Below are 14,162 nucleotides of genomic sequence, written 5' to 3'. Positions count from 1 at the left end.
CATACTTCTTTTACCGCCTAAAAATCAGTATCAGCCTTTAGCGATCACAAACTTTCTGCTGTTTTTACCCCTCCTTTTTTGCCCGGTAACCTATTGGCGTTCGCGGTGTTTCTTCCTTTTCGATAAATTTACTAAGGTAAGTAAAAAGCAATTCTATCTTTTCGTCGTGTTTCATCATTTGTTTTTCTACCTGTTCTACCCGCAGAAAAATATCTTTATGGGCAAGCAGCATTTCCCGTATTCGTGTGTAAATTCGTATAATTTGTATGTTTACGTGTATAGCACGTTCACTGTTTAAGATGCAGGACAACATCGTTACACCTTGTTCTGTAAAACAAAACGGCATATAGCGAAGGCCTTGCCTGTCTTCTTTGGAGGTCACATTTTGTGACCTCCAGTTTTCGAATTCCTCTTTGTCCATCTCAAACATAAAGTCTTCCGGAAAGCGTAGCATGTTTCGCCTTACGGCTTGTTTCAACACTTTTGTTGCTACGCCGTATAACTCGGCAAGGTCTCTATCTACCATCACTTTTTGATCCCGAACCATATAAATCTTGTTCATCAATACTTCATCAGGTATCGTTGTAGCCAGTTGTTTTCCCATCCTTGCAGCTTTGTTTTTTCTTGTTTAATATAGAATTTTACTTTATAAAAGAAGCATCTCATTTAACAAGCCATACTTCTTTTACCACCTAAAATTCAGCCTCAACCTTTAGTAATCACAAACTTTTTGCTGTAGTTTTTTGATCCGATCCTGATCCGTAAAATGTAATTGCCACTGGCCATATTGCTGGTGTTGATGCTGGAATTATACCTGCCAAAAACAGTAATGGCACTGTTGTTCTGGTACATCAACTGGCCGATGCTGTTCCAAACCGAATATTGCAGGTCGCCTTTTTGGTACAGCTCGAAACTTAAATTCAACACATTGTTGGTTGGAACGGGATAAATGACGAGGTTGATATCCGTAAGCGGACTTTCGCCGGCAGGCAGCGCAAAATTAAAATCTGCCGAAGGCGAAATACAACCTGCCGAAGTGGTTACATCAACCCGGTAAGTGCCCGCAACTTTTGGCTGATACGTTTGGTTGGTTGCGCCTTGTATCAACGTATTGTTTAAATACCATTGGTTGCCATTGGCGAAATTGGAAGTTAAAGTGGCAGCATTTTGGGTGATTTGTGGTTTGGTAACCGGCACAGCAACACGTGCAGCAGCGGCACAACCAGCACTTTTCACGGTCAGATCGTAAAAATAATAGTAATAAGCCTGGGGCGTGGTGGAAGCGTTTGTTCCGGTAAGCGAGAAGAAATTGCCGATGGTAAACGGATAACCGGTAACGCCGCCGTTGTTGCGGTAAATGGTGGCGTTATCCGCATAACTGATGTTAATGGTGTAGCTTCCGGCGGCAGGTAACAGTAAATTAAGCTGGTAAACACGGCCAACGTCGGTTGGGTCATCTACTTGTGCACCGGTTTGCGGATTGCTGCGCGTAGCAGCCACATTTAAGGTAACGCTGGAAACGGTTTGCCCGGAAGTATTGGTCGCCGTAAAAGTAATCATGCCCGGATAACCAATGTACAGCCTGGCACTTTGCAAAATAACGGGAACGGTAGTGGTGATGTTCATCCCAGGACCAAACTGGTTGTAGCCGCCAGCCGAAAAAACATTTTTAGTTGCCGGGCCAACTTTCCCTGTCAAATCGTTTAAACTGGCATAATAAGTATTATTGATTGGAGCCTGGCTTGTATTAACAGAAGGACCGCTGGCAAAAGGCAAAGCATCGGCAGCATTGGCATACCAAAAAACAGTTCCATCGCCATTGCCAGTCAGCAAATACGAATTGGTATTGGCACAATTTACAGCCAGTAAATTATTCAAAACCGGTGCCGTATTGATGGTTGCTGTTTCTGCTGACTGGTTATTACTGCTTTGTGTATCGCCGGCTAAATTTGTTGTAGCCACAATTTGATAAGCAGTGCCAGCCTGGGCATTGAAAGTGGTATTTAAAGTAAAATCCTGTTCTTGTGAAGGTAAAATTGTACCGGTAAAAGTTTCGTTGATGGTAGTAACCGATCCGTTTGCGTTGGTGATATTTACCGTAACCGGCACATTGCTTATCGTTGCACTGCCGTAATTATGTAAGCGGATGCTGATTTGTTCCGCATTGTTGCTGCAAGTGCCGGAAACACTTGGACTTAAAATACTGGCTACACCCGCATCTTTCGTACTTCGAACAAAATTAACACGGTAATCCTGGGTTTCGCCTTTGGCATAAGTTCCGCAGGCGGTAACGGCATTGGGGTCGGAAGTTTCAGTTTCTACAATCCGCATCAAACTGTAGGTATCAGGCGTTACCGAAACCGGCACCAAAATATTGCCGGTAAAAGAAGCATTGCCGTTGGTAATGGGCGAAGTAGCAACCAGTTCTCCGGCATCGTCAAAATCGCCATCGGCATTCCAGTCAATAAAAACTTTAGCGATCTTGTTAAAATTTCCACCGCAAGTTCCCAAAGTTACATTGAAAGGAAAGGTTGCGCCCTGCTCCAGCGTAGCGGTCAAACCGGTGTTATCGGTATAAGAAGTGCAACCGGCAGCAGCCGTATAATTGATGCCTGCAAACTGCACCTGGTTAATTTTAGAATCGGCTGTTGAATTGGCCGCAGAAGCACAATAAACCTTGCCGCCAACGCCGGTTATAATCAGCGAATAAGCTTGCAGGCCACGGCTCAACGTTCCTTTGTGGTTTACGGTGATGGTATAACTTTTTCCCGGAACCGTGTTGGCAATATAAACTTGTTCGATATTATCGCGGCTATTATCGCCGGTAGTTGCAGCCGTTGCCGGATTGGCCGGATCTAAAACCCAGGGCTTAAAAAGAGTAGTATTTTGATTTATGCGGATGTCTAAATCGTTTACCAATTTGATCGCCGGGTCATCCACTACGCCTGTTGGTCCGACGGTAGCTTCCGGGTCTGTCCAGGAAATGGTGGCAACCAACGGGCCATTTCCGGAAGAAACCACATTAAAAGTTTGTGTTTGCCCTTGCGCCAAGCTGTTTTCGCTGATGATGCTTTTCGTTCCGTTATCCGTAATTGCCTGCGCGGCTTTGGCCATGTTGAGCAAGCCCCAACCGTAAATATAATCCGGGCCGATATTTCCGGCATCAAAAGCAGTATGGCAAACCAAGCCTTTTAAAGTAGCGGCACGCAAAAAACTGCCTGAGCTTTTTTGCGCATAATATTCCTGCAAAAGAAAAACTGAACCGGCAACATTGGGCGAAGCCATGGAAGTGCCGGACAAAGCTTCGTAAGCATCGGGTGCTGTATAACCGGTTGAAGTTACGTTAACGCCATCGCCGCAAATATCCGGTTTGATGCGGCCGTCGTCCGTTGGCCCCCAGCTACTGAAATAAGCAATGGAAATATCCGAAGAAGAAGCTGGGCCAAAAGGCAAAGGGTTTATCGCGCCTACTGCCAGTACATTTTTGGCTAATGAAGGTGCATCCATAATATCATAACCATCGTTACTGCTCAGGCTGGCCGGCCTGGCACCTTTGTTTACAATGGTTTGATCAGTGCGGCTTTGGTAACCATAATAAGTTGCACCAACAGCCGGGCCGGTTTCGCCGCGGGCATTTCCGGCAGCTACCGTGATCAGGTAATAAGGCGCGTTGTAAGCAATCCGGTCAAAACTTTGTGCATAAGCACTATAATAACCAAACTTATAATCCTTGTTATCGCCGGGCAAACCGTACCATTCCCACCGGTTTGGTGTTACACTGGTATTATAACTCCAACCGGTAACGATACCATAGGAGTGGTTGGAAACCAACAAATTAACGGCAGCAGCGGCCATTTCCGAAGCATCATTGTTAAAATCGTAAGCAATTAATCCGTTTGCGCCAAAAGCCATTCCTCTTGCCGGTGCATAAACACCTTTGGCAATCAGCGTTCCGGCTACGTGCGTGCTGTGCTCGCTTACCGTTGCGGAGTTATCTAACATGGTTACCGTTTTTCCAACGAACTCCTGGTGATTGGGGTAGATTTTCCCTTCGTCCCAAATACCTAATTTACTGCCCATAAAAGCACTGGAACCGGAAAGGTTTAAGCCAAGCGAACCGCCGGAATAAACGGCTGTAGTTTGCGTGGTTGCCGCGGCAATAATGTTGTTGTTGGTTTGCAGGTAAATGGGAAAACCCAAAGCATCCACGCCTTGTAATGATACAATCCTGCCATCTTTTTGCCTGCGTAAAACCGGCCAGCCTTTTACTTTGGCCAAAGCAAAAGCTTTGGTGCGGTTGCTTTCAAAATCAGTTTTTAAGCGGCCCGAAAAACTAATCAGCTCTTTCCTTTTGTCTTCGCCCACGAACTGCGCAAAGCCCGGAAGTGCTTTTAAAGTGATAAAGAAGAATATAAAGCAGGTAAAATTTTTGATCATAAAAGAAGTATATCTAAATTAACAAGGCTGGTAGGCTTATCTGTTATTGAAGCGTTTAAGATAATACATTACTTTTATGTTATGAGAAGTTTTTTATCTATAATCCTATTTTTATTGGTGCCTATCCTTCAATCCAAACCTATAAAAAAACCGAAGCAGGGCATTTACGGCTATGTGTTGTTAAAGCAGGGCAACCAAATGCCAGGCCCTGGCCGTGCGCCATCCGTTCCACAGCCTGTAAAACGCGAAATTGCCATCTACAACCTCACCAATGTAAATGAAGTAAAAAGCAACGGCGCTTATTTTACCGGCATAAAAACAGTATGCGTGGCCAAAACCAGCAGCAACGCAAAAGGTTATTTTGAGGTAGCTTTGCCAGCCGGTCAGTATTCAGTTTTTGTGGTGGAGAAGGCAGGTTTGTACGCCAATAGTTTCAACGGAAAAGGCAGCATCAATGCGGTTGAAGTTTTGCCGGATAGTTTGGTTTGCAGGGATATTTACCTCAGCAATAAAGCAGCTTTTTAATGAAGCTTTACCGAATGCTTTTTTTATCCTGCCCAATATCAGTGGTTTTAGTAATTTAGGATTTTACTAAAATACAGAAGCCATGCACCAGCAAATTGAAAACGTAAAGAACACCAGAACTTTTTTGCTTACACTTATTGAAGATTTAAGCACCGAACAGTTAAACCAAATACCCGAAGGCTTTAACAATAACATCATCTGGAACTTGGCGCACCTAGTTGCCGTGCAACAAGCAATTTGCTACAAACGTTCTGGTTTGCAGCCTATTGTGCAGGACAAATATGTTACACCTTATTTGCCCGGCACCAAACCAGAAGGTTTTATGGATACCAGCGAAGTAGAAATCATCAAAACATTAATGCTTTCCTCTTTAAACGAGTTTGAAAGCGATTACAAAAAAAGCTTTTTTACCACTTATACACCCGTTGTTACGCGTTACGGCGTTGCTTTAGATAATATTGATGATGCGATCAATTTTTTGCCTTTTCATGAAGGTTTCCACATTGGGACGGTTTTGGCTTTGAAAAAGTTGGTGAAGTTGTAAGAACATTTCCGCTTTTATTGCCTTCCATAAACAAAAATACTTCCGCCGTCGTTTGCAAAACAACCGGAAGCAAGAGATAATTCATTGCCTGCTATTTTTATAAACGTTTTCGTGGGATCATCTTTTCCATCAAAAACAATCCTGCTTTTATACTCCTTGTTTGATAATACTAAACAAACGTTTGTTTCGACAGAAGTATCCGGGATTAAGGTGTAAACGCCGCTTTTTGAAAGAACATTATCTTTATAAATTTCATATTTTGAAGCAGTAAATTTTAAGAGATTGCCATTTCCTTTAGGAGAAGTAGAACCAGGAATTGAACCAGTCCGATATTGTTTCAATTCCCAAGTCCCGATAATTGATTTTGAATAATTACTGTCCTTTTTACATGAAGCAAAAAACATCAGCATAACACAAACACTGCTTAAACAAATTAATTTTTTCATTTTGGTATAATTGGTACGTTAATACAACCATTACGCAGCATTTGCAACTAACGCTACAAAGTTGAAATTTTTATTTGGCAACAACTACTTTTTATCTAGAGCTGTTTTTTTAATAATTTTTTCTAATCCCTGTAGCGTTTCCACAACAACCAGCGTAATGTTTAATATTGATGTTAAAAAGATCATTATTTAAACAAAAAACATTAGTTCCAACGAGGAATGAAGAACTGATACATGCCAAAACATCCGGCCATTGCCGAACAAGAGCTGGTTCGGCAATGTAAACGCGGCCATTTAAAATACCAGGAATTGCTGTACAAACAGTTTTATGGCTACGCCATGGGCATTGGTTTGCGCTATTCGGCCAATCGGGACGATGCGCTGGAAGCAGTAAACGATGTATTTATCAAAGTATTTAATTCGATAAAAAGCTTTGACGAAAAACTGCCGTTTAAACCCTGGCTACGCAGAGTTATTGTAAATACAGTTATTGACCAGCGCAGAAAAAACATTAAAAATTTAGCGGAAGCCGGTTTGGATGAAGCTGCTTTTGCAGCCACGCCGGCATTGGTTGTATCAAAATTAAATGCAGACGATATTGTAATGTTGATGCAAACGCTGCCCGAAATGAACCGTATGGTTTTTAATTTATACGAAGTGGATGGCTACAATCATGAAGAAATTAGTTTGATGTTGGGGATTGCGGCCAGTTCGTCGCGGGTGTATTTAGGCCGGGCAAAAGAGCGCTTACGAAAACTGATCCTTCAGCAAGAAGAAAAAAGATAATGGAAAAAGAAAATTTTGACGAGGAGTTAAAAAACCGGATCAAACAAATTTTTGAGGAATACGACGACGGAACGGCCAATGAAGGCTGGAACCGTTTGCGGGAAAAGTTTCCTGAAAAGAACCGCCGCGATTATTTTTTTTGGTGGATTGCATCTGTTGCGGCTTTGCTTTTAGGTATTTTGTTGTTTTGGTTTTCATCATCTAACATTGCAAACACGGATTTGAAAATAGTAAAACAACAACCAAAAAAAGTTGGTTTAAAGTTGCAACATACGGATTCTGTTTATAAAAACTTAACTTCTAACCAAAAGCTTTCCTTAACAAAAATACGTCCCGATACTAAAGCAACCTCATCAGCCAACACCAAAAAAACACCGGTAAAAACAGTATCGCCAATAATTGCAAATCGTTTATCAATTCAATCTCAAGTTCAACCACAAAAAACCGAACAAGCAAAAACCGAAACGAAAAACCAAGTAAAAACAGAAACAGACCTTCCAACGAATACTGTTTTTACCGGTATAAAAAAAGCTTCGGTTGCAGATAGCGCAGCAAAAAAAACCAAGGTTGATGTAGCAAGTTTAGCAGCTTTTTCTTCAAAACATCAACAAGAAATTATTGCTCAAAAAGCTTCAATTAGTCCGGCAGCTTCCATAGATTCTTCCCAAAAAAAACCGCAGCAAATTATTGCAAAAACAACAAATCCTGTCAACAAATCGGTTATTGTAAAAAAAGCAGAAACGGTTAAAAAGCTTTCCGGTAAACCCTCAAAATTTGGTTTTGGTTTATTTGTCGGCGTACATTTAAATTATGCAAAAGGCAGCAATAACCAATTGGGTTTAGGCGCAGGGGTTTTTACGGATTTCCGCGTAGCAAAAAACTTCAAGTTATCTACCGGTTTAGGTTTGTTGCAGAATAATTTGAGTTACAGCCAGGGTGTTCCGGTAAATAGTCAACTGGCAGCAAATTCTTATTCAGCAATTGCTGCGCAACCTGTTCCGGTTACCTCAAGCGTTCAAACTTCCAGTTTAAAAAGTATGGATGCCAGTTTGCTGGCTTTGGATATCCCGGTTAATTTAATTTACACATTTTTGCCCGGTAAAAACAGTATTTCGGTTTCGGCCGGATTAAGTTCCAATACTTTTGCCCGGGAAGTTTACAATTATCATTATGCTGTTTTTACCGCTGCAAATACTGGCCTTGCTGCTGCCGGTACAAGTATGCAAGTTTTGCAAGACCGCAAAAACTTTAGCCATTTTAATTTTGCCAAAACGCTGAATTTAGCTGCCGGATTTACTTATCCTCTTGGCAAAAAGCAATTGCAAATTGAACCTTTTTTAAAATATCCTTTAGGCGGATTGGGTTCGCAGCAATTAAAGTTTGGTTCGGCTGGTATTAACTTGAAAATGAATTTACAATCTTTTAAAAAGTAACGGCAATGCTTCTTTTACACCTATAAAAACAGCATCAACTTAAATACTTCCCCACAATCGGCATCCTCCTGCCCATACCAAAAGCTTTGGCCGAAACCCGTAAAATGGGCGGCGTTTGGTAACGTTTGTGTTCTGAAATATTGACCAAGCGGATCACTTTTCGCACCACCGCTTCCTCAAAACCGGCAGCAATAATACTGATTGATGATTTCCGGAATTCGATGTATTCTTTTAAAATTCGGTCGAGAATATCGTAATCCGGCAACGAATCCGAATCTTTTTGTCCAGGCCGAAGTTCTGCGGAAGGTGGTTTTGTAATGGAGTTTTGCGGGATGATTTCCTGTTCTCGGTTGATGTGATTGGCCAGTTCGTAAACCTGCGTTTTGTACACATCGCCTAAAACTGAAATTCCGCCGCACATATCGCCATACAAAGTTCCGTAACCTACGGCGGCTTCACTTTTGTTAGATGTGTTGAGCAAGATGTAACCAAACTTGTTGCACATCGCCATTAAAATAACAGCACGGCTGCGCGACTGGATATTTTCCTCCGCAATGTTAAAAGGCAAACCGGTAAATTGTGGTTCTAAAGCATGTTCAAAAGCATTTGTAATTTCTTTAATGGCAACAGTTTGGCTCATGCAGCCCAGATTTTTCACCAAATCTTCGGCATCTTTAATGGAATGATCGGAAGAAAAAGCGGAAGGCAGCAAAACCGCCATCACGTTTTCGGCACCTAAAGCTTCGCAAGCCAAAACACAAACCAAAGCCGAATCTATCCCGCCGGAAAGGCCCAACGTTGCTTTGGTAAAACCCGATTTTTTAAAATAATCACGGATGCCCAAAATCAAAGCCTGATGGATTTGCTCAATCTTGCTCATCCGCGAAACATCCGGCGTTAACGGTTTTTCGCCTTTGATAGATACTTCTTTTATGCCTATTTTTTCGATGTTGTAATAAGCGATCTGCTCTTTAAAGTAATCTAACTCGTCAATAATTTGTCCGTTGGAATCATAAACCATTGATCCGCCGTCAAAAATCAGTTCGGTTTGCGCACCAACATGGTTTACATAAAGCAGCGGCAAAGCGTACTTTTTGGCATTGTAGCTTAAAACCTTCATCCGCTCCTGGTCGTGCCCAACGGCAAAAGGCGAAGCGGCAATGTTGATCATCAAATCAGGTTCCTGCCCGATCAACACATCCATCGGCCGCGTTCGGTAAAGCGGGTCGTCAATGTTGTTCCACAAGTCTTCGCAAATGGTCAATGCAATTTTTTGGCCTTTGTATTCAATACATTGAAATTCTGTTGCCGGTTCAAAGTATCGGTATTCATCAAACACATCGTAATTGGGCAGCAGTGCTTTGTTGACTACTGCTTTTACCGTACCATTTTCGATGAAGTAAGCGGAGTTGTACAAATCTTTTCCTTCGGGCGTAGCATTGATGGTTGGCAAACCGATGATGCAGGCAATGCCGTGGCAAGCTGCTGCAATTTGCTTGGCTGAACCATCGCACAAAGCAATAAACTCGGTAAACTCTAAAAAATCTCGTGCCGGATAACCGCTGATGCACAATTCGGCAAAAACCACTAAATCTGCACTGTTTTGCTGTGCTTCTTTTATGGCATCAATTATTTTATTGGTGTTGGCCTCAAAATTCCCAACATGATAATTAAGCTGTGCTAATGCGATCTTCATATTAAAAAGGTATCTGTAAAGGCAATATTAGCGTTTAACAGATTAAAATTTTATTTTCGTTTGATATGAACCAAACTGTTTCCCAAATCCTGAAAAAACAAAGCTATTTAATTTTTCTGATTTGTGTTTTCCTTGCCTCTTGCAAAAGAAAAGATAAAATTGATGTCAGCGGCATTAACCTCAACGTAAAAATAGAACGCTTTGACCACGATTTTGATGGTTTCAAAAACAGCAATTATCCAACCAAAGCCAACCAATTGTACCGGCATTACGGCGATTTTTATGTTGATTTTATTGAACGGATTTTAAGTGCCGGAAGCGTAAAAGATACGGCTTATTTTGCAAACCTCAGAAAAGTTTTTGCCGCGAGGTCTTACACGGATTTGAAGCACGAAGTGGATTCTGTTTACCCAAATCTGGACAAGCAGGAAGCCGAATTGACGGACGCTTTTAAGCACATCAAATACTATTACCCACAAAAAAACCTGCCGTATGTTTACGCTTATTTCTCTGGTTTCCAAGCACAAAACTCCATCGGCAACCATTATATTGGTATTGGTTTAGACCTTTTTCTTGGTGCCAATTCTAAGTTTTATCCGGCTTTGATCGAAACTTTTCCGCATTATATTTCGCGCCGTTTTACGCCTGATAACATGGTGCCGCGGGTTGTAGAAAGTTTGGCGCGTGAAGAAATGTTTGAGGAGCAAACGGAGGACGACAAATCGTTGCTTTCGCGGATGGTTTACAACGGAAAAATCATGTACTTTATGGACCAGGTTTTGCCCGAAGTTCCTGATTCCACTAAAATTGGTTATACCGATGTACAGTTGAAATGGTGTAACGAAAACCAGGCAAACATTTGGGGCTATTTTTTAGAAGACAACCTGATTTATGAAACGGATTATCAGAAAATACAAAAGTATTTAACCGAAGCGCCATTTACGCCGGGCTTGGGCGACCATAACAATTCAGCACCAAAACTGGCTGTTTGGACAGGCTGGCAGATTGTAAAGCAATATATGGACAAAAACCCGAAAGTTACTTTGCAGCAATTGATGACAGACCGGGACGAACAGAAAATCCTGAACCAATCTAAATACCACCCAAAATAAGTTTTACCGATTTTTATGCGGTAAAAGAAGTATCATTTTAAAATGGCAAAAACACTGCGCAGGCAAATGGCAATTGCGGCTATAAAAAATATATTGGCAACAATTGTGTAGAAGACAGTATCACCTAAAAAGCGAAAATACACACCAAAAATTCCGATAAAGATACTGATTGTCAGCATGATATAGTTCCGGGTATCGTTGGCAGAAGCAGATTTGTTCATGTTTTAATAATTTGCTTTCAAAAGTAAGCATTTTGCCGAAAGCGAAAAACAGAAAGATGGTTTTTGTAAAATTAAAGCTGCCTTCACCAAAAATATGCTGGTAAAATAAGCATCAACAAAAAACCCGACCAAAGCCGGGTTTTTTAAGTTTATAATCGGAAAGGTTTTATCCGTTAGATAATGCCGCTGCACCACTAACAATTTCGGTCAGTTCGGTTGTGATAGCTGCCTGGCGCGCCTGATTGTACGAAAGTTTTAAAGCTTTCAGCAGATCGCCTGCATTTTCTGTGGCTTTGTCCATCGCCGTCATCCGTGCGCCGTGTTCAGAAGCGTGCGAATCCAAAACGGCTTTGTACAACTGTACTTTGATGTTTTTCGGGATTAATTCTTCTACAATTTCTTCCTGCGAAGGTTCCAGAATATAATCTACCTGTGCTGTTTTTACCGCCTCTTTTTTAGAAGGTTTTGCAACCGGTAGTAATTGCTCGGTAACAATGTATTGCACGGCAGCGTTACGGAAATGGTTGTAAATCAATTCCACACGGTCATAATCGCCATTAACGAACCCTTGCATAATGGCTTCGGTAACCAACGAAACGTTATCAAAGTTCAGCTCGGTAAACAGTTCGTTGTTGTTGCCGATAACGTTGTATTTGCGGCGTTCGTAATACTCCTGGGCTTTTCTTCCGATGGCAACCACAGAAACATTTTTCGCCCGTAACTGCTCCGTATATTTTTCGGCAATCAGGTTATTGGCAGCTTTGATGACGTTGGCATTAAAAGCACCGGCCAAGCCGCGGTTGGAAGTAACCACAACAACCAGAACACGGACAGGTTCGCGCACTTGCATGTAAGGCGAAGCTGCATCTTCCAGACTTAACGACAAATTAGCCAAAATTTCGTTCAGTTTCGTTGCATATGGCCGCATTTGCGTAATGGCGTTGGTTGCACGCTTTAGCTTAGCAGCCGAAACCATTTTCATGGCTTTGGTAATTTGCTGGGTAGATGATACGGAGGAAATCCGGTTTCTTACTTCTTTTAAATTGGCCATTTACTCAGTTGTAAGTTGTGAGTTATAAGTTGTAAGTTTTGAACGGACAACAGGAAAACCCACAACAGGAAACTTCTTAATTATAATTTGCAGATAATTCTTTTGCTACGGTTTCTAATACGCTGGTGCTCGAATCATCCAGCTTTCCTGCTTTTAAAGCGGCTAAAACTTCGGGATGGCGAACTTCCAACTGGCTGGTAAATTCAGATTCAAATTCTCGTACACGGTTTACCGGAACGTTACGCATCAGGTTTTTTGTACCCAAATAGATAATTGCTACTTGCTTTTCTACCGGAACCGGTGCAAATTGTGCTTGTTTTAATATTTCCACATTGCGCGAACCTTTATCCAAAACTGTTTTTGTAGCAACATCCAAATCAGAACCAAATTTGGAAAACGCTTCCAGTTCGCGGTATTGTGCCTGGTCTAATTTTAACGTACCGGCCACTTTTTTCATGGATTTGATTTGCGCGTTGCCACCTACACGCGACACCGAAATACCAACATTAATAGCCGGACGAACACCCGCATTAAACAAGTTAGATTCTAAGAAAATTTGGCCATCTGTAATCGAAATTACGTTGGTTGGGATATAAGCAGAAACGTCTCCGGCTTGTGTTTCGATGATTGGCAAAGCCGTTAAAGAACCGCCGCCTCTTACAATACTGCGGATGGATTCAGGCAAATCGTTCATCGCCTGTGCAATAGCATCGTTTGCGTTGATTTTTGCTGCCCGTTCTAATAATCTGGAGTGCAGATAAAACACGTCTCCCGGATAAGCCTCGCGGCCCGGCGGACGACGCAACAGCAAGGAAACTTCGCGGTAAGCTACGGCTTGTTTTGAAAGATCATCATAAATAATCAAAGCAGGACGACCGGTATCGCGGAAAAACTCGCCAATTGCCGCACCTGCAAAAGGTGCAAAAAATTGCATTGGAGCCGGATCAGCAGCAGAAGCGGCAACCACAATACTGTAAGGCATGGCACCGTTTTCTTCCAAAACCCGAACAATATTGGCTACCGTAGAATTTTTTTGACCACAGGCAACATAGATACAATAAACCGGTTTCCCGGCTTCATAAAATTCTTTTTGGTTGATAATCGTATCAATACAAACCGCCGTTTTACCGGTTTGCCGGTCGCCGATAACCAATTCACGCTGTCCGCGGCCAATCGGGATCATCGCATCAATCGCTTTGATTCCGGTTTGCAAAGGCTCGGTTACCGGTTGCCGGTAAATTACACCTGGTGCTTTACGCTCCAACGGCATTTCGTAGGTTGTGCCTGCAATTGGCCCTTTACCATCAATTGGCTGGCCTAAAGTATTTACCACACGGCCTAACATACCATCGCCAACACGGATGGAAGCGATTTTTTTAGTCCTGCGGATCGTGTCGCCTTCTTTCACTTCATCGTAAGCACCCAACAATACCACGCCTACGTTATCTTCTTCCAAGTTCAAAACGATACCTTGTAGGCCGTTTTCAAACTCAACAAGCTCGCCTGATTGCACTTGCGTTAAACCGTAAACACGGGCAATACCATCGCCCACTTGCAACACGGTCCCAACTTCTTCTAACTCTGATTCGGACTTAAAGCCTGCCAACTGCTGGCGCAGGATGGCGGAAACTTCGTCTGGTCTTACATCTACCATTTTTTGAGTTTATTTTAAATCGTTAAATTTTTCAATTTGAAAAGTAGATTTTATCAATATACTTCTTTTACCCTATATTTTTTTGCTTCGGATATTTTCAAAAGCAAAATTGTTTAAACCAGTTCTGCGGCCGTTTTATGTTCAAACTCTTTTTTCAGTTTACTTAATGTGCCGGAAATGCTGGTATCAAACTGACGATCGCCAACAGTCAAAATAAAGCCGCCAATCAAATCCGGGTTTATTTTTTCTTCTAAAAG

13 protein-coding genes are annotated in these 14,162 nt (G+C 42.0%); 5 read left to right on the top strand and 8 right to left on the bottom strand.

Annotation, left to right across the window (positions count from 1 at the left end; genetic code table 11):
* Positions 1-64: 64 nt before the first annotated feature.
* Positions 65-604, bottom strand: a complete 540-nt coding sequence (locus tag Q0192_RS18675) for an ORF6N domain-containing protein (RefSeq protein ID WP_299292052.1) — start codon at positions 602-604, stop codon at positions 65-67.
* A 101-nt stretch (positions 605-705) separates the two neighbouring features.
* Positions 706-4,437, bottom strand: a complete 3,732-nt coding sequence (locus tag Q0192_RS18670; RefSeq protein WP_299292050.1) for a S8 family serine peptidase — start codon at positions 4,435-4,437, stop codon at positions 706-708.
* Positions 4,438-4,518: 81 nt separating this feature from the next.
* Here Q0192_RS18670 and Q0192_RS18665 point away from each other — a divergent pair, with 81 nt between their 5' ends.
* Positions 4,519-4,962 carry a hypothetical protein gene (locus tag Q0192_RS18665; RefSeq protein ID WP_299292048.1) on the top strand — a complete coding sequence of 148 codons (444 nt, stop codon included), beginning with the start codon at positions 4,519-4,521 and terminating at the stop codon, positions 4,960-4,962.
* An 82-nt stretch (positions 4,963-5,044) separates the two neighbouring features.
* The gene (locus Q0192_RS18660; RefSeq protein WP_299292046.1) at positions 5,045-5,506 is read left to right on the top strand and encodes a DinB family protein; all 462 of its coding nucleotides are present in this window, start codon (positions 5,045-5,047) and stop codon (positions 5,504-5,506) included.
* Between the two features lie 14 nt (positions 5,507-5,520).
* Here Q0192_RS18660 and Q0192_RS18655 read toward each other — a convergent pair whose 3' ends face one another.
* On the bottom strand, positions 5,521-5,952 hold the full coding sequence (locus tag Q0192_RS18655) for a hypothetical protein (protein ID WP_299292017.1): 432 nt from the start codon (positions 5,950-5,952) through the stop codon (positions 5,521-5,523).
* Between the two features lie 234 nt (positions 5,953-6,186).
* Here Q0192_RS18655 and Q0192_RS18650 point away from each other — a divergent pair, with 234 nt between their 5' ends.
* Both Q0192_RS18650 and Q0192_RS18645 read left to right on the top strand, forming a co-directional pair.
* Entirely contained in the window at positions 6,187-6,738 is a 552-nt protein-coding gene (locus tag Q0192_RS18650; RefSeq protein WP_299292015.1) for an RNA polymerase sigma factor, read from the top strand.
* Positions 6,738-8,171, top strand: coding sequence for a hypothetical protein (locus tag Q0192_RS18645; RefSeq protein WP_299292013.1), 1,434 nt, complete (start codon positions 6,738-6,740; stop codon positions 8,169-8,171). The genes Q0192_RS18650 and Q0192_RS18645 overlap by 1 nt, the downstream gene beginning before the upstream one ends.
* Before the next feature lie 34 nt (positions 8,172-8,205).
* Here the strand turns inward: Q0192_RS18645 and Q0192_RS18640 are convergent, their stop codons facing one another.
* Positions 8,206-9,867, bottom strand: coding sequence for an NAD+ synthase (locus Q0192_RS18640; protein WP_299292011.1), 1,662 nt, complete (start codon positions 9,865-9,867; stop codon positions 8,206-8,208).
* Between the two features lie 65 nt (positions 9,868-9,932).
* Between Q0192_RS18640 and gldB the strand changes: the two genes are divergently transcribed.
* Positions 9,933-10,979, top strand: a complete 1,047-nt coding sequence (gene gldB / locus Q0192_RS18635; protein ID WP_299292009.1) for a gliding motility lipoprotein GldB — start codon at positions 9,933-9,935, stop codon at positions 10,977-10,979.
* 32 nt (positions 10,980-11,011) lie between these two features.
* Here the strand turns inward: gldB and Q0192_RS18630 are convergent, their stop codons facing one another.
* The 4 genes from Q0192_RS18630 to Q0192_RS18615 all read right to left on the bottom strand — a co-directional run bounded on the left by Q0192_RS18630 (position 11,012) and on the right by Q0192_RS18615 (position 14,147).
* Complete coding sequence (locus Q0192_RS18630) at positions 11,012-11,200, bottom strand: hypothetical protein (RefSeq protein WP_299292006.1); 189 nt, start codon at positions 11,198-11,200, stop codon at positions 11,012-11,014.
* 166 nt (positions 11,201-11,366) lie between these two features.
* Positions 11,367-12,251 carry an ATP synthase F1 subunit gamma gene (gene atpG / locus Q0192_RS18625; RefSeq protein WP_299292004.1) on the bottom strand — a complete coding sequence of 295 codons (885 nt, stop codon included), beginning with the start codon at positions 12,249-12,251 and terminating at the stop codon, positions 11,367-11,369.
* Positions 12,252-12,327: 76 nt separating this feature from the next.
* Positions 12,328-13,905, bottom strand: coding sequence for a F0F1 ATP synthase subunit alpha (gene atpA, locus Q0192_RS18620; RefSeq protein WP_299292001.1), 1,578 nt, complete (start codon positions 13,903-13,905; stop codon positions 12,328-12,330).
* 113 nt (positions 13,906-14,018) lie between these two features.
* Entirely contained in the window at positions 14,019-14,147 is a 129-nt protein-coding gene (locus Q0192_RS18615; protein ID WP_366518217.1) for a F0F1 ATP synthase subunit delta, read from the bottom strand.
* Positions 14,148-14,162: the final 15 nt, after the last annotated feature.

The organism is uncultured Mucilaginibacter sp. (assembly GCF_937859865.1).
Classification (GTDB): Bacteria; Bacteroidota; Bacteroidia; order Sphingobacteriales; family Sphingobacteriaceae; genus Mucilaginibacter_A.
Note: the sequence above shows the minus strand (reverse complement) of the source record. Positions and strands in the feature narration are given on the sequence as shown.